Raw genomic sequence first — 19090 nt, 5'->3', positions numbered from 1 at the left:
CCTGAGAGTCAGTTACTGCTGCTGCTTTTGTTGTCGACGCGGTAGCCGAAGCTGAAGCCCACGCCCTGAAACAGCACCACGTCAGCCAGTTGCCGGGCCAGATCGCCGGCACTCGCCAGTTTGGTTTTCGGCACGAACAGCATGTCGTCCGGTTGCAGGTAGGCGATCTGCGACGCATCGCCCGACAGGGCTTTTTCCACGTCGTAGTGCACGGCCTGCACCTGGTTGCCGTTGCGCCGCATGATCACCACCGAGTCCAGGCGCGCCTTGACGTTGGTGCCACGCGCCAGGGTCAGCGCTTCAAGCACCGAGACCGGACGGCGGATCGGGTAGGAACCCGGTTGGCCGACTTCGCCGAGCACATAGATCTCGTTGCCGGCGGTGGACTTGAGCATCACATCGACGCTCATCCGCCCGGGCAATTGCGCGTATTTCTGGTTAAGAAAGGTTTCCAGTTGGTTGATGGTCATGCCTTGCAGCGGCACGGCGCCGATTTCCGGAAAGCTCGCATAACCGTCATTGCCCACGGTGATCTCGCGGCTCATGCCGGTGGCCGGGTGATTCAGTGCGCTTTTCAGGTTTTGCTCATTGGTCAGCGGGCTGATGACCTGCACGGTCAGCTGATTGCGGTTGGGCTGGAACAGCTGTTTGCGCTGGTAAGCACGCTGGATTTCATCGCGCGCCTCGTCGGCGGTCAAGCCGGCGATTTTCACCGAGGTGTTGGCGCCGGGCAGGTTGATGGTGCCGTCGGGCAGCACCAACTGGTTGCCATTGAGCTGGCTGGCGGCGGTGAAGTTCAGGCCGATCTGGTCACCCGACTGCACGCGGTAAGCGTCCGAACCGCTGGTGCTGATGTGGAAGATCACATCCAGCACGTCTTGCGGGCGCAGGGTCTGTTCGACCTTGGGCATATCGGTGGCCTGGGCATTGGCCGGGGTGGCGGTGAGAATGTTCACCGGCATGTTCTGGGTTTCGGAAGTGCTGGAGCAGCCTGCAAGCGGCAGCATCAGCAGAACAAGTATCTTGGCGTTCATGGCGTCATCCTTCGCGTTTGCTTACAGGTTTTTGTAGAGCCACTTGGGCATGTAGTACTTGCGCCGGTTGAACACGCTGCCGACCACTTTTGCCCCGGCCTGGGTCAGACGTTGCACGGCGGCCTGGGCGACTTCCCAGCGGGTGTCCTCAGCGCGGACCACGAACACCACGCCATCGACCTGAGTGGCGAGCACCAGCGTGTCGGCGGCGGAATACACCGCGTCGCCGTCGATCACCACGAAGCGGTACTGGGTGCCCAGGCGGTCGAGCAGCGGGCTCAGGCGCTCGGCGGTCAGGTGTTCGAGGGTGCGGATCGGCCGGCCATTGGGCAGCACATGGAAAGGCAGGCTCGAGACCTGCACCACGCAGTCCTGCAACAGCGGCGGGTTGTCCGGGTTGAACAGCAGGTCGCGCAGGCCGCGCTCCTTGCCCAGGTTCAATTGCTGCGTGAGGTTGCCTGCCGACTGACTGGCATCGACCAGCAACACCTGGCCGCTGCTCATCTGCGCCAGTTGGCTGGCCAGTGCCAGGGCACTGGTGGTGGTGCCCGCGCCGGGGTTGGCGGCGGTCAGGAACAGGATCCGCAGATCCAGATCCAGCACGGTCGAAATCAGGTTCGATTCGCTGGGGTTGGCTATGCTCAGGCTTTTGTTGGTTGAACCGTCCATTAGCTTGCTCCGTGGCCGCTGAATACTTTGAAGGGGGTTTTCAACAAGATCTTCAGATCAAGCAAAAGGCTTTGCTCGGCGATATAGCTGAGGTCCAACTCAACGCGCTGGTCGAAGTCAATATTGCTGCGCCCGGAGATCTGCCACAGGCCGGTCATGCCGGGGTAGATGCTCAGACGCGCAAGGTGGTTGTCCTTGTAGCGGTAGGCGTTGAACGAAGTCGGCCGCGGGCCGACCAGGCGCATGTCACCGCTGACCACGTTGAACAGGTTGGGCAGTTCGTCGAGGCTGGTACGCCGCAGGAAACCGCCGATGCCGGTGATGCGTGGATCCTTGTCGATCTTGAAGTCGATGGCGTCGACCCCGTGCTTGTTAAGGTGGCGCAGCGATTCCTTGAGTTCTTCGGCGTTGCAGACCATGGTGCGGAACTTGTACATGCCGAAGGTGCGGCCGCGATAACCGGTGCGTTTCTGCACGAACATCACCGGTCCCGGGCTGGTGAATTTGATGGCCAGCGCCAGGCCCAGCAGCAGCGGCGAAAACATCACCAGAATCAGCAGCGCACCGAAGCAGGCCAATACCCGGTTGGTGCGTGACAGCGTCCATGGCCGACCGCCGTCGCGGCCGGTCAGCCAGCCACGGCCCTGCCGGTGGATGGCGCTATCGAGGCGCATTCGGTGCTCGGGATCCATGCGCTTGTCACGGCGCATCTGATTGATCGGTACACCTTGTTCATGTCCAGTCATGGGGTCCTCCGCTGATGTTCAGCCGCGAGCGGCGCGTGGGCGATAGGCAGTGGGGTAGTAGTCGCGAAACCAGGCGATGAAACGCCCCAGTCCTTCATCCAGCTCGATCCGGGGCTGGAACCCGGTGGCCTGGGCCAGATCATCGGTCTCGGCACAGGTGTTGAGCACATCGCCCGGTTGCAGGGGCAAGAGCTCGACAATGGCTTTCTGGCCGAGGTGTTTTTCCATCAGCGCCAGATAGGTTTTCAGCTCCACCGGGTGGTGGCCGCCGATGTTGAACAGGCACCACGGCGCCATGCTGCTGCCCGCGTCGGGATGTTCACGATCCCACTCCGGGTGGTTGTGCGGCGGATGGTCGGTGAGGCGCGCGATGCTTTCGACGATGTCGTCTATATAAGTGAAATCGCGCTGGTGCTCGCCGTAGTTGAACAGCTTCAGCGGCGTGCCTTCGGTGATCGCCCGAGCGAACTGGATCGGCGACATGTCGGGCCGACCCCATGGCCCGTACACGGTGAAAAAGCGCAGACCGGTGCAGGGAATGCCGAACAGGTGGCTATAACTGTGGGCCATCAGCTCGTTGGCTTTTTTGGTCGCGGCGTACAGCGACAGCGGGTGATTCACCCCGTCATGCACCGAGTACGGCGTGTGCTGGTTGGCGCCATACACCGAGCTCGACGAGGCGTAGATCAGATGCTCGACCGGATGATGCCGGCAGCCTTCGAGAATGTTCAGGAAACCGCTGAGGTTGCTGTCGAGGTAGGCCTTCGGATTTTCCAGCGAGTAGCGCACCCCGGCCTGCGCCGCGAGGTGGATCACCACTTGCGGTTGCTCGCGGACAAACAGCGCTTCAATCGCGGCGGCATCGGCCAGATCGATCCGCGCCAGCGGGAAATGCCCGACCTGATCGCGCACCCATTGCACCCGATCGTGTTTCAGTTGCGGGTCGTAATAGCCGTTGAAGTTATCCAGGCCGACCACCGCATGCCCGTCGCGCATCAGCCGCAACACGCAATGGGCGCCAATGAAGCCGGCTGCGCCGGTGACCAGGATTCTCATGGGCGCAGTCCTTCCGGAGCGATGTGGCGCAGGCCGATGCCGCTGTAATGCAGACCGGCGGCGGCCACGTGTTCCGGGTTGTAGAGGTTGCGACCGTCGACAATCACTTTCGAGCGCAGCTTGCTCGCCAGCAGCTCGAAATCCACTACGCGAAAGTTCTTCCACTCGGTGCAGATCACCAGCGCATCGGCATCTTCCAGGGTGTCGTCGCGGGTGGCGCACAGGTGCAGGTCGTTGCGATAGCCGTACAGGCGCCGGCATTCGGACATGGCTTCCGGATCGTAGGCCTGCACGCTGGCGCCTTCGGCCCACAGCGCGTCCATCAGGTAGCGGCTGGGGGCTTCGCGCATGTCATCGGTATTGGGTTTGAACGCCAGGCCCCAAATCGCAATCGACTTGCCGGCCAGACCCTGCGGAAACTGCGCCTTGAGTTTGCCGAAGAGGATGTGCCGCTGGCTGTCGTTGACGTCGGTGACGCTGCGCAGCAATTTCAGCGGCATGCCGTTGTGTTCGGCGGTGTGCAGCAGGGCGCGCAGATCCTTGGGGAAGCATGAACCGCCGAAGCCGCAACCGGGGTAAATGAAGTGGTAGCCGATGCGCGGATCGGAGCCGATGCCTTTGCGCACCGCTTCGATGTCGGCGCCGAGCAGTTCGGTGAGGTTGGCCAGTTCGTTCATGAAGCTGATGCGCGTGGCGAGCATCGCGTTGGCTGCGTACTTGGTCAGCTCGGCGCTGCGGTTGTCCATGAACATCAGTTTTTCGTGGTTACGGCAGAACGGCGCGTACAGCTCGCTCATCTGCTCGCGGGCTTCGTCATCGCGGGTGCCGACGATGATCCGGTCCGGGCGCATGCAATCGGCGAGGGCGCTGCCCTCCTTGAGGAATTCGGGGTTGGACACCACGCGGACCTTGAGGGCACTTTTGCCACGGCGCTGCAACTCTTCGCTGGCCTTGGCGGCGACCTGGTCCGCTGTGCCGACCGGCACCGTGGACTTGATGATCAGGGTGCGATCGGCCTCCATGTGCGAGGCGATCTCCCGGGCGACGTTGAGCACGTGGGTCAGGTCGGCGGAACCGTCTTCATCGGCCGGCGTGCCCACGGCGATGAAAATCAGCTCGGCATGCTCCACCGCGTCGCTGGCCTGGGTGCTAAAGAGCAAGCGGCCGGCCTTGATGTTTTCTTCAAGGGTGCTGGAAAGACCTGGCTCACTAATAGGTGGCACAGCTTGTTGCAGTTGCTTGATCTTGTTGGGGTCAATATCGACACATAAAACCCGATGTCCTACATCTGCAAGTGCGGCGGCTTGAATTAATCCGACATAGCCGGTGCCAAATACGCTCACGTCCATCTGCGCACCCTCGATAGAGCGAAAAGAAGAAGTTCGGAAGAAGACTGTAAAAGGGGTATAGCGCAGGGTTTGGAAAGCGTGTCAGCAAAATGACATGTTGCACCTGTATAACACTTGAGCGCTTTTTGGCGATTGGCCATCAAGTCATTGCTGCGATTGGATTTGTTGTTTTTTTGCAGATTTGTTCAGATTTCAAATAAGCGATAAACGGTTGTAAGTCTTTAATTTAAAGGCTTCTAGCGTTTTGTGTGTGTCAGATTTGAGTCACCGGTTTTTTGACGCTTTCTAAAGAAAACAGTCAATTCTTGCGCTTTGATGGCTGGGTGCTAGTGTCAGGTTCTGACCGACAAACCTTTGACTCCCTGCCGTTTTGCACGAGCGGTATCGCCATGTTCAGATATACCAAAGAAGTACTTTTAATTGTTTATTTGCTGCTTTATTCCGAATATTACGTTGATCGGTTAAATGCTATCGGCGTCGGTTTTGCTGTACTTCTTTTTGGCGCGATGTTTTTGGCGCTTACTTTAGCGTTATATCTAACGGCTTATATTCGTCAGGCTCTCATTCGCCACTTGTTCGCAATAACACTGTTTGTCTCGGCGGTGTTTTTCGATGTCTATACCCGAGTCACCGCGGATTACCTGAGCTACAGCAGTTTTGTCTCGCTGGTGTACTCCGGCGGCTTCATTCAGGAGGCCGCCTACCAGTATCGCGACGCGATCATTCATGGCGCGCTCAGTGGTCTGCTGTTGCTGTTCGGCATCGGTCTGAAACCGCGCCATGCACTGGTGGTGCCCAACGCGTTGCGTGTGGCGGCGCCGGTGTGTGGTGTGCTGCTGTTGAGCGCGGTGTTGTTCCTGCGGGCGGGCGAGGGCGCGCGCGGTTTGCCGATCATGTACACGCCGCTGGCCTATCTCAACCTGTTCGCTTATGAAGCGCTGCACAACACGGTCGGCCCGCGCGAGCCGGTGACGCTGGCGCGCAACGCAGTGGCGATCAATCACGACATCGTGCTGATCATCGACGAAAGCATTTCCGGCAATTACCTGGACATCAACGCGCCGTTCGGGGTGCACAGCAACCTTAATCAGGCGCATCCGGGCGTCGACATTTTCAACTACGGCTACGCCGCATCCATCGCCAATTGCAGCGCCGACACCAACGTCACGTTGCGCTACGGCGGCACCCGCGACGATTACATGCGCATCAACAGCACGCTGCCGTCGATCTGGCAGTACGCGAAAAAGGCCGGGTTGCGCACGGTGTACATCGACGCTCAGCGCACTGCCGGCAATCTGCAGAACCTGATGACCGACACCGAGAAAAAAGACATCGACGAATTCGTCCAGTTTGACCAGACCAGCGTGCGTGACCGCGACATGGCTGCCGCCGCCAAGCTGATCGAATTGCTCAACGATGATCAGCCGGAGTTGGTGGTGATCAACAAGGTCGGCGCGCATTTCCCGGTGCACGACAAATACCCCGACGCCTTCATGGCCTACCGTCCGACCTTGCCGCGCGGGCAATTCACCGAAGTGGCGGATACCGGTAAGCGCGACGGTTTCAACGGCCAGCCGGATGATTGGGTGCTGTACCGCAACGCCTACAAGAGCACCGTGCTGTGGAATGTCGGCGAGTTCTTCGCCCGGGTGTTTGCCCAGGCCAATTTGCACAATGCGCTGCTGATCTACACCTCCGATCACGGCCAGGACCTGCATGAACGCGGCAACCCCGGGCTCAATACCCACTGCGGTGGCGATCCGGTGGAGGAAGAAGGGCTGGTGCCACTGGTGGTGATTCAGGGCGATCAGCTGCACGGGCCGGACTGGGCGCAAGCGTTGCCGGCGAACAAGGATCGCTCCAGTCACTACAACATTTTTCCGACGCTGCTGCAGTTGATGGGTTATGACCTGGCGGGAGTCGAGGCGCTGTACGGCAAACCGTTGACGCTGCCGACAGCGGACGACTTCACCTTCAACTACCGCTTCAATGCGCGGCTGGGGGCCAAGCCTGAGTGGAAGCATATTGATCTGAAGACCATCGTCACGCCGGGTGCGGCGGCGACCAGTGTGGCGACCGGGGAGTGAGATTTGTGTCGGGCCAACGGGCCTCATCGCTGGCAAGCCAGCTCCCACAGGGATTGAGGTTGTTCACAAATACTGAATACACCCAAAAACACTGTGGGAGCTGGCTTGCCAGCGATGAGGCCAGTGCAAACACCACTGATCTGAAGAGACCGCAATCCGCTATCCTTGCCCCACACTGACCCAACGGATGGCGGCATGCTTCAGGTTCAAGGCGTGTTCAAAAGTTACCTCACCCCCCAAGGCCCGTTACCGGTGCTGCAAGGCGTCGACCTGACGCTCGAAGCCGGCAGCAGTCTGGCGCTGATGGGCGAATCCGGCAGCGGCAAAAGCACCTTGCTGCACCTGATCGCAGGCCTCGACAAGGTTGATCGCGGCAGTATTCACAGCGGCGAGCATCGGCTGGAGCAGATGAACGAAGCGCAACTGGCCGACTGGCGCCGCACGGAAATCGGTCTGGTGTTCCAGCAGTTCAACCTGATCGGCAGCCTGCGGGTCGAGGACAATCTGGCGTTCCAGGCGCGCCTGGCCGGGCGCCATGAGCCGCGCTGGCAAGCGCATCTGGTGCAGCGTCTGGGGCTGGGCGAGTTGCTCAAGCGTTATCCCGAACAACTTTCCGGCGGTCAGCAGCAGCGGGTGGCGCTGGCCCGGGCCTTGGCGTCGCGGCCGAAACTGCTGCTGGCCGACGAACCCACCGGCAGCCTCGACGAAGCCACCAGCGACGAAGTGCTGCGCCTGTTGCTCGAGTTGCTGGATGACACGCCGACCACGCTGTTGATGGTCACGCACAGCCCACGCGTGGCGGCGCGGTTGGCGCAGCGGGTGGTGTTGTCCAGTGGCCGGCTGACGTGAACGTTTTCTGGCAAACCCTGCGCGCGCTACTCAGCCATTGGCGGCGGCATCCGGTGCAGTTCTTCAGTGTGCTGACCGGGTTGTGGCTGGCGACCAGCCTGCTGACCGGGGTCGAGGCGCTGAACAGTCAGGCCCGCGACAGTTACGCCCGGGCCAGCCAGATGATCGGCGGCGAACCTCAGGCCAGTCTGGCCACACCGAGCGGTGCGACGTTCACCCAGCAGTGGTTCATCGATCTGCGCCGCGCAGGCTGGCCGGTGTCGCCGCTGCTGCAAGGCCGGCTGATGCTCAAGGATCATCCGGATCAGCGGCTGCAACTGATGGGCATCGAACCGGTGTCGCTGCCGACGGACGCTGCGGTGGCCGGGCAGGCGATGCCGATCGAGCGCATCGTCGCGTTCTTCTCGCCGCCGGGCAGCACGTGGATTTCACCGGAAACCCTGCACGCCTTGGGCCTGACCGAAGGCGCCACGCCGCAAACCGCCAGCGGCCAGACGCTGCCGCCGCTGCACGCGCAAAAGGACATGGCACCGGGCATGTTGCTGGTCGACATCGGCGTCGCGCAAACCGTGCTCGAACAGCCCGGGCAACTGTCACGCTTGTTACTGCCCAAGGATTTTCATGGCGAGCTGCCGGCCGCGTTCAATGGCCGGCTGCAGCTCAAAAGCAGCGCCGAGGAAAACAATCTTTCGCGCCTGACCGAGAGCTTTCACCTCAACCTGGATGCCTTGGGCTTTCTCTCGTTTCTGGTCGGACTGTTCATCGTGCACGCGGCGATCGGTCTGGCACTGGAACAACGTCGCGGCCTGCTGCGTACGTTGCGCGCCTGCGGGGTCAGTGCGCGGATGTTGATCGGCTGTCTGGTCGTCGAGCTCGGTGTGTTGGCGTTGGCTGGCGGGGTGTTCGGAGTCATCAGCGGTTACTGGCTGGCGAGCGTGTTGCTGCCGGATGTCGCCGCCAGCCTGCGCGGCCTTTATGGCGCGGAAGTGGCGGGGCAGTTGCGCCTGAGTCCGTGGTGGTGGTTCAGCGGTATTGGTTTGAGCCTGTTCGGCGCGTTGCTGGCCGGTGCCAACAGTCTGCTGCGTGCGGCACGCTTGCCGCTGTTGGCGGTGGCGGATCCGCAGGCCTGGCATCAGCAACATGCGCGCTGGTTGCGCCGTCAGGGTTGGCTGGCGGCGGTGCTGGGACTGATCGCGCTGCTGGCGCTGGTCTGGGGCGACAGTCTGAGCAGTGGTTTTGTGTTGATGGCCGGGTTGCTGCTCGGCGCCGCGCTGGCGTTGCCGGTGGTGCTCAGCGCGGTGCTCAATCCGTTGCTCGGGCGTAGTCGCTCGGTACTCGGTCAGTGGTTTCTCGCCGATTGCCGCGAGCAACTGCCGGCACTCAGTCTGGCCCTGATGGCGTTGCTGCTGGCGCTGTCGGCCAACATCGGCGCCGGCAGCATGACCGCCGGTTTTCGCCAGACCTTCGACGACTGGCTCGAACAACGCCTCAGTGCCGAGCTGTACCTCAACCCGGTCAATCCGGCGCAATCGCGCGAGATGTACACCTGGCTCAAACAACAGCCGAACGTCAGCGCGGTGCTGCCCAACTGGCAAGTCGCGGTCACCCTGCAAGGCTGGCCGGCGGATGTGTTCGGGGTGATCGATCATCCTTATTACCGGCAGCACTGGCCGTTGCTCGAGGCGATTGCCGGAGATCCGTGGGCGCATCTGGCGAACGACGATTCAGTGATGCTCAGCGAACAACTGGCACGACGGCTGAAGGTGCGCGCGGGGGATCATCTGAGCGTGCCGACGCCGGGCGGGGCGTGGTCGCCGCGGATCGTCGGGATCTACGCCGACTACGGCAATCCCAAGGGGCACGCGCTGGTCAACAGCAATCATTTGCTGCGGTTGTGGCCGTCACTGACGCCGAACCGTTTCAACCTGCGCATCGCGCCGCCCGATATCCCGCCGTTTTTGCGCGCACTGCAAACGCGCTTTCAGCTTGATGACAGCCGCATCGTCGATCAGGCGCGACTCAAGGGTTGGTCGGTGCAGATTTTCGAACGCACTTTCGCCGCCACCGCCGCGCTCAACAGCCTGACTTTGGCGGTGGCCGGTGTCGCGCTGTTCATCAGCCTGCTGACTCAGAGCCAGAGCCGCCTAGGGCAACTGGCGCCGCTGTGGGCCTTGGGCGTGACGCGCCGCCAGTTGATGCTGCTCAACCTCGGCCAGACCTGGCTGCTGGCGGTGTTGACGCTGGTGCTGGCGTTGCCATTGGGGATCGCGTTGGCGTGGTGTCTGGACGCGGTGATCAATGTGCAGGCATTCGGCTGGCGTTTGCCGTTGCGGATCTTTCCGCTGCAACTGCTGCAGTTGCTAGGGCTGGCGTTGCTGGCGACGCTGTTGGCCTCGGCGTGGCCGCTGTATTCGTTGTACCGCACGCAACCTGCGGATCTGCTGAGGACGTTTGCTCATGAGGATTAACCGGGTTGCGCTGCTGTTCGCGTTGCTGCTGTTGGGCGGTTGCGATCAGCCTGTGCCAGAGCAGAAGGGTTTTGCCGGGCTCGGCGATCAGGCCGCGCAGTTCACACCGGTGGTGCCGGGGCGGGTGTTCAGCTTCCCGGCAGATCACGGCGCACATGATGGTTTTCGTATCGAGTGGTGGTATGTCACCGCCAATCTCAAGGATCAGCAGGGCCACGATTTCGGCGTGCAATGGACGCTGTTTCGCAGTGCGTTAAAACCTGCGGCAGACCAACCTGGCTGGGCCAACCAGACGATCTGGCTCGGGCATGCCGCAGTGACTTCGGCCACCGCGCACCATGCCGCCGAGCGCTATGCCCGAGGCGGAGTGGGGCAGGCCGGGGTGAACGTCGCGCCGTTCGAGGCGTGGATCGATGATTGGCGCTTCGCCAGTCAGGCGCAGGATCCGCTGACCGATCTGCAACTCAGTGCCAGCGACAAAGCTTTCAGCTATCAATTGCACCTCACCTCCAGTCGTCCACTGGTGTTGCAAGGTGACAACGGTTTCAGCCGAAAATCCGAACAGGGTCAGGCTTCGTACTACTACAGTCAGCCGTTTTTTCAGGCCAGCGGCACCCTGCAAATCGACGGCCAGACTTACACCGTCAGCGGCCCGGCGTGGCTGGATCGTGAATGGAGCAGTCAGCCGCTGGCAGCCAATCAGACCGGGTGGGACTGGTTTTCCCTGCACCTGGACAGTGGTGAGTCGCTGATGCTGTTTCGCACCCGGCAAACCGACGGCGCGCCGTATCTGACCGGCACCTGGATCAACGCCGACGGCCAGACCGAAACCCTGCACGGCGCGCAGATCAGACTCACACCCAAGGACACCGCAAAAGTTGCCGGCCGCCAGATGCCGGTGCGCTGGTCGATCAGCATTCCCGACAAACACCTCGACATCAGCCTCGACGCGCTCAATCCCGACGCCTGGATGAACCTGCGCATCCCTTACTGGGAAGGGCCGGTGCGGATCAGCGGTAGCCATGGCGGGCGCGGCTATCTGGAAATGACCGGGTACTGACGCTCACACGCAAAACCTGTGGGAGCGGGCTTGCCCGCGAAGGCGCCGTTACAGCCACCCACAGAGCAATTGCCCGGAACTCCGCCCCGTCTACCACCCTCTACCGATCAATCCCGGCCCATTTCCGAGACCCCGGCGAGGAGCCCGCCCATGAGCGACGACCTGCAACCCCCAGACCTCACCACCTGGCAGCGCCTGTTCGACGATCAGACCTACTGGCAGCAATCCCCCGACGCTCACTATTTCGACCTGCAACGCATTGCCGACGATCTGCTCGGCCAGGGCGCGATCGATCTGGAGCAGTGGCAGATCCTGCGCGCCAAGGCCGATGACCTGCATAAGAATTCGCCAGCCGTGAACGTTACCAATGAACTGGATGACCCTGACGCCTGAGGAGAACCACCATGAAACCCGTATCCCCCAGCGAACACCCCGACGAACCCCGGCCACCGGGAGAAACCGAGCGCGACAACGACGCGCTGCGCCCGACCGACCCCAAACAGCGCGAGGACAGCGGCAAGGGCACCACCAGTGGCGAGTCCACCGCGCAGGAGACCGCCGCGTCAGAAACGAAAGCCAAGCCCTGAACAGCGTCTATGCTCAGTGGCACATTCGGCGCCAAACAGACGTTGGCGCCGGTTGCTGCCATTCATTACAGGGAAAGTACCGCTTATGAAGCTCCACGCTCTGGCCAAGGCCATCACCCTCGCAACCGTCCTGTCCGCCACCAGCTTCGGCGCCATGGCGGCCGATATTCCGCTGTCCGCCACCGTCGAGGCCGATCAGGTCACCACCAAAGTGCTGGCCGTCGATGCAGCCAACCATCAGGTGGTGCTGGAAGGCGCCGAAGGTCGTCAGGTTCACGTTCAGCTCAGCGACAAGGCGAAAAACCTCGCCAATCTTCAGGTCGGCGATCTGGTAAAAGTCGAAGTACAACGCTCGGTGGCGGCTTACCTCGATACCGATGTAGATAAAGGTCTGCCTGGCACCGTCGAGCGGAGCGGCGAGCTGCGCAAGGCGCCGGGCAGCGAAAACCCGGGCGGCGAGGCTTATCGCCAGATTCAGGTGCAATTGAAAATCACCAAAATTGATTTGAAGCAAAATCAGGTGACCCTGGAAAACCCTCAAGGTCAGTCGAAAATCCTCGACGTCAAAAAGCCTGAAATTCAGGCCAAGCTGAAAGATCTGAAAGTCGGGCAGAGCGTAGTTGTCACTTATACCGATGTATTAAAAGTGACCAGTCAGCATGAAAGCTGAGTATTAACTCTACAAGATGATTGTTCTTGTACAGATTATTGTATGAGAACAATCATCTGAAATGAGCTGAACCGTGCTTTGAAAGTTTCACGAAAGGATTTCGTCGATAAATATCTATTAACTTTTTCGTACATAAAATTTACCTTTGTGTATGACGACATATCTGCCAACTTCTATTAAAATCCTTCCCGTTCGCCCAGTGTCAGGGCTCTTTACCGGTGCATGGATTGCCAGGCCATTACACTGGGCGAACACCTCTTCGGAGCGGATGTATACAATTTCAGATAAAAAAAGGGCGACTTTGCAGTCGCCCTTTTTTGTGTTCGCGATTATGCCGATGCCTGCCCCTCAAATCGTTTGAGGGTGGCTTCATACATCTTGGTGCGGCGGTGGTTTTTGCCGTACGTGCCGGCGGCGGCGACGGTTCCTGCCTGGATGTGATCCAGATAGCGGAAAATCTTGCGTGGTGACAGCAGTTTGATGCCATAGCCCAGACCGACCATTCGATCCTGCAGGGTATAACCGGGCACTCGGTCATCCATGCAAAAGTGCAGTCCATGGGACTTCATCAACTTGGCGTTCCACAAAGTGCAGAAACTCTTGAGGTGAGTTTCCCGATAAGGTTTCGGCTCTTTACTGCGCAAACCCAACGCAGTTTTCGCCCGGCGAATATAGTGTTTGCAAAATCGCGAAGTTAACCGCCAGGTGTCTCTCACGATCCCACGATTGATTTGTTCGACACACCCGACTGCGGCGATATCCGAAGTCCTAGTGCACTCGCGCAACATCATCGCGAAGACTTCCTTGTCGTAGACAAAGGTGTCGGTGTGCAGCAGAAACAGATAGTCGGTTTCAACTTTTTCCAGCGCCAGATCCAGCGCCTTGCCATGCGCAATATGTCCCGCTTCTTTGCCGGGGGAGGGACGTTCGATCAGATTGATCCAGTCCAGCGAACGCAAGTAATCCAGGCTGGCATCCGCCGAATCATTGTCCACCACCCAAACCGGAATGCGCTGCGCCCGGACGTGCTCGCGCAACAACTCCAGGCACATCCGGGTGATGTCCGGGGTTTTGTAATTTACCAATACAAGACTGAAATTCGACTGCGTAACGGCTGGTAAATCAAACTGGCTCATTCGGGAAGCTCATCCGCGGTTGATCGGCGACAGGTGTCTCTCGGGCCGGGATGCTAGCGACGCAAGCTTAGTTGAAGCTTAATTTTCTGTTCAGCAAGCCATTCGAAGTGTGTCGAGCCACGGCATCTCGCGCACGACGCAAGCCGGCCCACAGGCTAAACTGCGCGCCCCTCAGATGCTTCAAGGACAAAACGGCACCTGCCGTCGCCTCACGGATGAAACCACTTTCCCTCTACCACCCGGCCCTGTACTGGCTGCGCGTGTGGCAAAAAAGACTATTCCGCCAGATCGCCTGGCACTGCTCCAGCAAACGCTACGCACGCCTTGTGGCCGGCGCTGACCGTCTGCCATTCCGCTACCTGAAACACACCTCGAAACTCATCCGCAAATTGGGCAACTCCGACCTCGCCCTGCAACACAACAAAGTCATCAACCTGAAACTCGCCGTCGCCGCCATCGACGGCCTCATCATCGCCCCCGGCGAACACTTCTCCTTCTGCCGCCTCGTCGGCCGCCCAACCCGCAAACGCGGCTACGTCGAAGGCATGGAACTCTCCTTCGGCGAAGCGCGACGCGGTATCGGCGGCGGAATCTGCCAACTGAGTAACCTGATCCACTGGATGGTGATCCACTCACCGCTGATAGTCGTTGAACGCTCCAACCACAGCTTCGACCCATTCCCGGACGAGGGGCGAGTACTGCCATTCGGTTCCGGCGCGGCGATTTTCTACAACTACGTTGACCTGGTACTGCACAACCCGACGGATCGGAGTTTTCAGTTGAAGTTGAACGTGGGGGACACGCAGCTGGAGGGGGAGTTGTTGTGCGATCAGGTGCGGGAGTATCGGTATCACGTGTTTCAGGAAGGTCACCGGTTTGTGCGGGAGGGGGAGCGGGTGTATCGGGAGAATGAGATCTGGCGGGAAGTGCGGGAGAAGGGGCAGGTGGGGGAATTGGTGGAGCGGGTGAGGTTGTATCGGAATCGGGTGGTGGTTAAGTATGAGGTTGCAGATCAGATGATTGAAGCGACCTAGTGTTTTCCACCGATTTTCTTGGATTTTTTAAGCGACAAGGAAGTAACAAATGAGCAACAGTTTCAAAACTATCGGTGCAGCGGGTACTGCCCTCTTTTCTATGTTCATCGCATGTAATACATGGGCACAAGAACCACGTGAGCTCTACGACGGGATGAAGGCAGGGAAGTGCGTACCGAATTCGGAACATCTGCAAGAGCAAGCGGTTGCAGGTGATCTCGAAGCGCAGACGCAGTTTGGCAAAGCCATTCAGGAGAATCTTTGCGGGGTGGTAGAGCAGTGGTCGCCTGGCATGCCGGAACAGTGGTTTCGCAAGGCAGCAGAGCAAGGAAATGCCGAGGCGCAAGTCGGACTTGCTGAGGAGCTTAGTTGGGATCGAAGTGTTGAGGGTGAAGATGCAGGTGTTTATTGGGATCTGAAAGCGGCGGAGCAGGGTAACGCCAAAGCACAGTTCAGCCTGGCGCAGATCTACCATCGCGGCGGCCAATCAATCAAAAATCTCAAGGATATGGACAAAGCGTTGGCGTATTACAACCAGTCGGCGGAGGGCGGTTATGTCATGGCCTATATGTTACTGGCCCACATCTACGAAGAGGGTGACGAAGTTCCACAGAGCGATGTAACCGCGGCAAAGTGGTTTCTTAAGGCCGCTGAGGCAGGGGACGCATCTGGTCAAAACAATTTTGCCGAAATGCTGGCCACCGGGCGCGGTGTGGAAAAGGACGAAAAGCTCGCTGTCGCGTGGTATCGCAAATCGGCTTTGCAAGGTAACAAGTACTCGCAATATGAATTGGCACAGATGCTGGAGCAGGGCCGTGGAACTGAACGCAATGAACGCGAAGCTGCAAAACTTTACCGCCAGTCAGCGGACGCAGACTTTGGCAACGCTCAGTTGGCCTTAGGAAAGATGTATGCGCAAGGGCGAGGTGGACTGCCCAAGAGCCGATCCAAGGCAGAGTTCTGGATGCTCAAGGCAGTGGGTCGCTATGCGCCTGGAGCAAAGGAAGAACTGGAAAAGCTCTGAGATACAACCAGAAGGAGGCGATTGAAGTCGCCTCTTTCTGACTGAATGAGAGTGTCAGATTTTTTGTGTGCGGGCCGGTAATGGCCTGCCGTCAGGCAGGCCTTCATTTCACCAGTTCGGCCTGATGAATCGGTCTCCATATAAAACCGCAAACTGATTCATGGCGCTTTTCCAGTCATGGGCGGCGCTGCCCCAGTTGGCGGTGATGTTTTTCAGCGCCAGCCAGATCAGTTTTGTCGCCGCCTCATCGGTTGGAAAGTGGCCTCTTGTCTTGATGATCTTGCGTAACTGCGAATTGATGCTTTCGATCGCGTTGGTGGTGTAGATCACTTTGCGTATCGCGGGTGGGAACACGAAAAATGGGATAACCCGCTCCCAGGCGCGTCTCCAAGCCGCCGCTATCGTCGGATACTGCTTGCCCCACGGCCCCGCTTCGAAGGCGTCCAGAGCCTGTTCGGCGACATCGGCATTGAGAGCTTGATAAATCGGCTTAAGGGCCTTGGCCAGTTCACGGCGCTTGTCCCACGCCGCGTAATCAAGGCTGTTGCGGATCAAATGGACGATGCATGTCTGCAGCGTTGTCTCTGGAAACACCGCACTCAAAGCCTCCGGCATACCTTTGAGCCCGTCAGTTACCGCGATCAGCACGTCTTCGACGCCCCGGGTTTTGAGGTCATTGAAGACCTTCATCCAGAACTTGGCACCTTCAGTGTTCTCGATCCAGATCCCCAAAATATCTCGGGTCCCATCCGGCAGCACGCCCAGAGCCAAGTAGATGGCCTTATTGCGAACCACGCCTTCGTCACGGATCTTGACCCGCAGAGCATCGAAGAAAATGACCGGATACATGGGCTCAAGCGGGCGTTGCTGCCAGGTACTGACTTCCTCCAGAACCGCATCGGTGACGGAGCTGATGAAGTCATGAGAGACATCTGTGCCGTACTGTTCCGAGAGGAAAGCACGAATCTCGCGAACGCTCATGCCACGGGCATACATGGCGATGATTTTGTCGTCGAAACCCGTGAAACGGCGCTCGTGCTTGGGGATCAGGATCGGGGCGAAACTGCCGTCGCGGTCTCTGGGAATATCCAGACGCAACGGGCCGTCTTCGGTCAGCACGGTCTTGCTGCTTCTGCCATTACGCTGATTACTCGAATCCTCAGGGCGCTCCGCGCCCTGAGGATAACCAAGGTGGTGCCCCATCTCGGCGCCAAGGGCTCGCTCGATCAGCGCTTTCTTAAACGCCATCGCGGCATCCTGAATAGCGTCGGCACTCATCGGGCCGCTGACGAACTGGTCGATCAGCTCTTGGGGAATGGAAGGAAGGTCACGCTGGGCCTCTCGGGCCGGTCTCTTTTTGGTCGGCATACATGCACCTCTGCGACATGTTATGCCCGAACACAAAATTTATGACACTCCCGACTGAATGAATCAGACTTCTTGATTCCACGCCGAGAGCGTGATGACCGTTCCCTCGTCTTCCCTATTACTTATTTCGATTTTGTAAGTACCTCCACCGATGTAACCCTCGACCAGCGCTTTTCGTTGATTACCGCTGATTTCGGCATCCTTCGCATGCTGCTGATAGAAATTGATGACATCTGCATAATCAGTAAAGGTACGAAGAATGACCTCGAACTCATGCTGAGGACGTCCGGCAATCTTGTCCCAATCACCCTCAATCGGTGAACCCTCCATCCCCGGCGTGGTGAATACGCCGTGAGCACCCGCACCGATCAGATGCGCCCGTTGCGGCAGCATCGCCAGCATTGCTTCAGGGAAATCGGAAGGTAACTGACCCACCGTCCAGGCACCCTGACTCGGGTTAGTGGCAGCGTATTCAATGGTCGCAATTTTTTGCGCTGCGGCTCGTCGCTCAGGATTATCGCTTTCCGCCCACATGGCCAACAGCGGCGGCAGCTGCTTGCTCCAGCCAATCAAAGGCTCTGCGTCAGCTTTTTTTGCGCCTTGCGGCTGGAAGATCGTCAGCACCGTGTCCGGCGCATCATTACAGGTCAAAGCCTCGTCACGAGACTTCACCGTGCAATGACCATTCACCAAGCCGACAGCGATCAATTGTCCTTTGTCGTCCAGCAACAAAGCCCCGCGGTCGAACCCGTTGTTGCCGTCATCCATGGCGGTGATCATTTTTCTGCCGGCAGGCACACCCTGTTCAAACATGGACATTTCCGAATCGAGCGCATCCAGGACTTGTTGCACGATCATCGTTTTGTCGTTGGTGTAGCTACCCGTTTGGTAACCAAAGAAATCAACTAACGCCGAACGAATGGCTGGATCCTTGTTGAGCTTTGGCGCTCTGTCCGGCGCTGGGTCATTGGTGAGTAGCAGGGCCGTCGTTCCGTCCGGGCGTTGTTCGGAGCGAAGGGATAATGCGGTAGCGCTGAGTGAGAAGGTAAGCGCGAGAAGAAGGGTTAGAGGGCGAGTCAGGTGTTTCAAGGGGACAGTCCTTTGAGTGTGTAATCCGATTGCTGTAATGGCGGTGGGAAAAAGGGCACGGATTTATTTTCTGAAAAAACTGGGCTAGGAAAAGGTGCAAGCCGGAAAATAAATCTATCCCTTTGGTCTTGTCCCCTTTGGTCGCTAGAGTGCATGTTGCACCATTCAGCAGCATTATTTGTATAGGCGTTTTTGGAAAAATTGGGCGAACGCCATTTATAACAATACTCCCAGTTTTTTCGTCAATTTTTTTCTTTGTATTTTTTTAGGCAGTTTAGAAGAACTGACATGAATTGGCGCTTATCAGCTGGTTCCTCAGCAAGATATGCGGTGATATCCGAGAATACTCGGTTAGATTTTTCATTTTTATTTAGATAAAAGGTGAGTGTGTCGATATACCACTGCTGTTCACTCGCTATACGGCATTTGAATTCTGGCTCAATGAGCGCGTCAAATAGTTTGACTAGTTCATCTTTACTGTTTGTGTCTATGTTCGCTATAAATGTTGCTGTGGTGTCATCTTGCTCGCTGTTTACGTCAATAGGAAATAACAGTGAAGGTAGTATGTCGAGGCTGGGTTCAAGTTTCATTTTTCATACTTTTGGAATGATGTTCTTGGTAGGCCGTTAGTGTCCATAATTGTAACGGCTTTAGTTTGTTGTTTGTACTTTGTTCCGCCCTTTTTGTATCACTCTCCGATTATGCCCCCCATGCTCATGGGACGCTCAGCCAATGCCTTGTTTCCAGTGTTTTTATATATTCGCATTACACGTTTTATAGCTGTCAGCTGCGCTTTGTGACTGGTGTATCTTGTTGAGTTTGGAGTGATTGTCTTACCGTTTGGATATGTTTCTACTACGCCGG

General features: G+C 58.5%; 18 protein-coding genes. 9 read left to right on the top strand and 9 right to left on the bottom strand.

The window, feature by feature from the left end:
• Window positions 1-8: 8 nt before the first annotated feature.
• Genes ACOYXI_RS08880 through ACOYXI_RS08860 form a run of 5 tightly spaced genes read right to left on the bottom strand, consistent with a single transcriptional unit; the run spans window position 9 to window position 4854 of the window.
• Complete coding sequence (locus ACOYXI_RS08880) at window positions 9-1034, bottom strand: polysaccharide biosynthesis/export family protein (protein WP_098964572.1); 1026 nt, start codon at window positions 1032-1034, stop codon at window positions 9-11.
• 21 nt (window positions 1035-1055) lie between these two features.
• The gene (locus ACOYXI_RS08875; protein WP_007961335.1) at window positions 1056-1703 is read right to left on the bottom strand and encodes a CpsD/CapB family tyrosine-protein kinase; all 648 of its coding nucleotides are present in this window, start codon (window positions 1701-1703) and stop codon (window positions 1056-1058) included.
• Window positions 1703-2449, bottom strand: a complete 747-nt coding sequence (locus ACOYXI_RS08870) for a sugar transferase (RefSeq protein ID WP_223007917.1) — start codon at window positions 2447-2449, stop codon at window positions 1703-1705. Before ACOYXI_RS08870 ends, ACOYXI_RS08875 begins: the two co-directional genes overlap by 1 nt.
• Before the next feature lie 18 nt (window positions 2450-2467).
• Window positions 2468-3505, bottom strand: coding sequence for an NAD-dependent epimerase (locus ACOYXI_RS08865; protein ID WP_461674745.1), 1038 nt, complete (start codon window positions 3503-3505; stop codon window positions 2468-2470).
• On the bottom strand, window positions 3502-4854 hold the full coding sequence (locus ACOYXI_RS08860) for a UDP-glucose dehydrogenase family protein (protein WP_461674744.1): 1353 nt from the start codon (window positions 4852-4854) through the stop codon (window positions 3502-3504). The genes ACOYXI_RS08865 and ACOYXI_RS08860 overlap by 4 nt, the downstream gene beginning before the upstream one ends.
• A gap of 389 nt (window positions 4855-5243) precedes the next feature.
• Here ACOYXI_RS08860 and ACOYXI_RS08855 point away from each other — a divergent pair, with 389 nt between their 5' ends.
• From ACOYXI_RS08855 to ACOYXI_RS08825, 7 genes are all read left to right on the top strand, one after another.
• Entirely contained in the window at window positions 5244-6941 is a 1698-nt protein-coding gene (locus tag ACOYXI_RS08855; RefSeq protein WP_461674743.1) for a sulfatase-like hydrolase/transferase, read from the top strand.
• A gap of 195 nt (window positions 6942-7136) precedes the next feature.
• Window positions 7137-7790 carry an ABC transporter ATP-binding protein gene (locus ACOYXI_RS08850; protein ID WP_258675156.1) on the top strand — a complete coding sequence of 218 codons (654 nt, stop codon included), beginning with the start codon at window positions 7137-7139 and terminating at the stop codon, window positions 7788-7790.
• Window positions 7787-10258 carry an ABC transporter permease gene (locus tag ACOYXI_RS08845; RefSeq protein WP_461674742.1) on the top strand — a complete coding sequence of 824 codons (2472 nt, stop codon included), beginning with the start codon at window positions 7787-7789 and terminating at the stop codon, window positions 10256-10258. The genes ACOYXI_RS08850 and ACOYXI_RS08845 overlap by 4 nt, the downstream gene beginning before the upstream one ends.
• Entirely contained in the window at window positions 10248-11318 is a 1071-nt protein-coding gene (locus tag ACOYXI_RS08840) for a lipocalin-like domain-containing protein (protein WP_223007920.1), read from the top strand. Before ACOYXI_RS08845 ends, ACOYXI_RS08840 begins: the two co-directional genes overlap by 11 nt.
• 150 nt (window positions 11319-11468) lie before the next feature.
• The gene (locus ACOYXI_RS08835; RefSeq protein WP_098964563.1) at window positions 11469-11711 is read left to right on the top strand and encodes a hypothetical protein; all 243 of its coding nucleotides are present in this window, start codon (window positions 11469-11471) and stop codon (window positions 11709-11711) included.
• 11 nt (window positions 11712-11722) lie between these two features.
• Entirely contained in the window at window positions 11723-11905 is a 183-nt protein-coding gene (locus ACOYXI_RS08830; protein WP_134786777.1) for a hypothetical protein, read from the top strand.
• 85 nt (window positions 11906-11990) lie between these two features.
• On the top strand, window positions 11991-12575 hold the full coding sequence (locus ACOYXI_RS08825; RefSeq protein ID WP_098964562.1) for a hypothetical protein: 585 nt from the start codon (window positions 11991-11993) through the stop codon (window positions 12573-12575).
• Between the two features lie 329 nt (window positions 12576-12904).
• Here the strand turns inward: ACOYXI_RS08825 and ACOYXI_RS08820 are convergent, their stop codons facing one another.
• Window positions 12905-13711: a glycosyltransferase family 2 protein gene (locus ACOYXI_RS08820; RefSeq protein WP_098964560.1), complete on the bottom strand. Its 807-nt coding sequence runs from the start codon at window positions 13709-13711 to the stop codon at window positions 12905-12907.
• A gap of 215 nt (window positions 13712-13926) precedes the next feature.
• On the opposite strand from ACOYXI_RS08820, the gene ACOYXI_RS08815 reads away from it, so the two are divergent.
• Window positions 13927-14745, top strand: coding sequence for a VanW family protein (locus ACOYXI_RS08815; protein ID WP_461674741.1), 819 nt, complete (start codon window positions 13927-13929; stop codon window positions 14743-14745).
• Between the two features lie 49 nt (window positions 14746-14794).
• A complete protein-coding gene (locus ACOYXI_RS08810; protein ID WP_210558965.1) occupies window positions 14795-15769 on the top strand; it encodes a tetratricopeptide repeat protein in 975 nt (324 codons plus the stop codon).
• 108 nt (window positions 15770-15877) lie between these two features.
• Here ACOYXI_RS08810 and ACOYXI_RS08805 read toward each other — a convergent pair whose 3' ends face one another.
• From ACOYXI_RS08805 to ACOYXI_RS08795, 3 genes are all read right to left on the bottom strand, one after another.
• Window positions 15878-17137, bottom strand: coding sequence for an IS256 family transposase (locus tag ACOYXI_RS08805; protein ID WP_134785609.1), 1260 nt, complete (start codon window positions 17135-17137; stop codon window positions 15878-15880).
• A 63-nt stretch (window positions 17138-17200) separates the two neighbouring features.
• Window positions 17201-18226 carry a hypothetical protein gene (locus tag ACOYXI_RS08800; RefSeq protein ID WP_210558964.1) on the bottom strand — a complete coding sequence of 342 codons (1026 nt, stop codon included), beginning with the start codon at window positions 18224-18226 and terminating at the stop codon, window positions 17201-17203.
• 242 nt (window positions 18227-18468) lie between these two features.
• Window positions 18469-18816 carry a hypothetical protein gene (locus tag ACOYXI_RS08795; RefSeq protein WP_210558963.1) on the bottom strand — a complete coding sequence of 116 codons (348 nt, stop codon included), beginning with the start codon at window positions 18814-18816 and terminating at the stop codon, window positions 18469-18471.
• Window positions 18817-19090 lie beyond the last annotated feature (274 nt).

The sequence above is a fragment of the Pseudomonas sp. G3-19 genome (assembly GCF_054855875.1).
The sequence above is the reverse complement of the archived record's forward strand: the minus strand, read 5'-3'. Positions and strand labels throughout refer to the sequence as shown.

Excerpts from the sequence above, each read along its gene's own strand:
- ACOYXI_RS08865 (WP_461674745.1), bottom strand. The coding sequence starts at position 3,505 with ATGAGAATCCTGGTCACCGGCGCAGCCGGCTTCATTGGCGCCCATTGC.
- ACOYXI_RS08875 (WP_007961335.1), bottom strand. The coding sequence starts at position 1,703 with ATGGACGGTTCAACCAACAAAAGCCTGAGCATAGCCAACCCCAGCGAA.
- ACOYXI_RS08835 (WP_098964563.1), top strand. The coding sequence starts at position 11,469 with ATGAGCGACGACCTGCAACCCCCAGACCTCACCACCTGGCAGCGCCTG.
- ACOYXI_RS08810 (WP_210558965.1), top strand. The coding sequence starts at position 14,795 with ATGAGCAACAGTTTCAAAACTATCGGTGCAGCGGGTACTGCCCTCTTT.
- ACOYXI_RS08815 (WP_461674741.1), top strand. The coding sequence starts at position 13,927 with ATGAAACCACTTTCCCTCTACCACCCGGCCCTGTACTGGCTGCGCGTG.
- ACOYXI_RS08840 (WP_223007920.1), top strand. The coding sequence starts at position 10,248 with ATGAGGATTAACCGGGTTGCGCTGCTGTTCGCGTTGCTGCTGTTGGGC.
- ACOYXI_RS08880 (WP_098964572.1), bottom strand. The coding sequence starts at position 1,034 with ATGAACGCCAAGATACTTGTTCTGCTGATGCTGCCGCTTGCAGGCTGC.
- ACOYXI_RS08825 (WP_098964562.1), top strand. The coding sequence starts at position 11,991 with ATGAAGCTCCACGCTCTGGCCAAGGCCATCACCCTCGCAACCGTCCTG.
- ACOYXI_RS08850 (WP_258675156.1), top strand. The coding sequence starts at position 7,137 with ATGCTTCAGGTTCAAGGCGTGTTCAAAAGTTACCTCACCCCCCAAGGC.
- ACOYXI_RS08795 (WP_210558963.1), bottom strand. The coding sequence starts at position 18,816 with ATGAAACTTGAACCCAGCCTCGACATACTACCTTCACTGTTATTTCCT.
- ACOYXI_RS08830 (WP_134786777.1), top strand. The coding sequence starts at position 11,723 with ATGAAACCCGTATCCCCCAGCGAACACCCCGACGAACCCCGGCCACCG.
- ACOYXI_RS08855 (WP_461674743.1), top strand. The coding sequence starts at position 5,244 with ATGTTCAGATATACCAAAGAAGTACTTTTAATTGTTTATTTGCTGCTT.
- ACOYXI_RS08860 (WP_461674744.1), bottom strand. The coding sequence starts at position 4,854 with ATGGACGTGAGCGTATTTGGCACCGGCTATGTCGGATTAATTCAAGCC.
- ACOYXI_RS08870 (WP_223007917.1), bottom strand. The coding sequence starts at position 2,449 with ATGACTGGACATGAACAAGGTGTACCGATCAATCAGATGCGCCGTGAC.
- ACOYXI_RS08820 (WP_098964560.1), bottom strand. The coding sequence starts at position 13,711 with ATGAGCCAGTTTGATTTACCAGCCGTTACGCAGTCGAATTTCAGTCTT.
- ACOYXI_RS08805 (WP_134785609.1), bottom strand. The coding sequence starts at position 17,137 with ATGCCGACCAAAAAGAGACCGGCCCGAGAGGCCCAGCGTGACCTTCCT.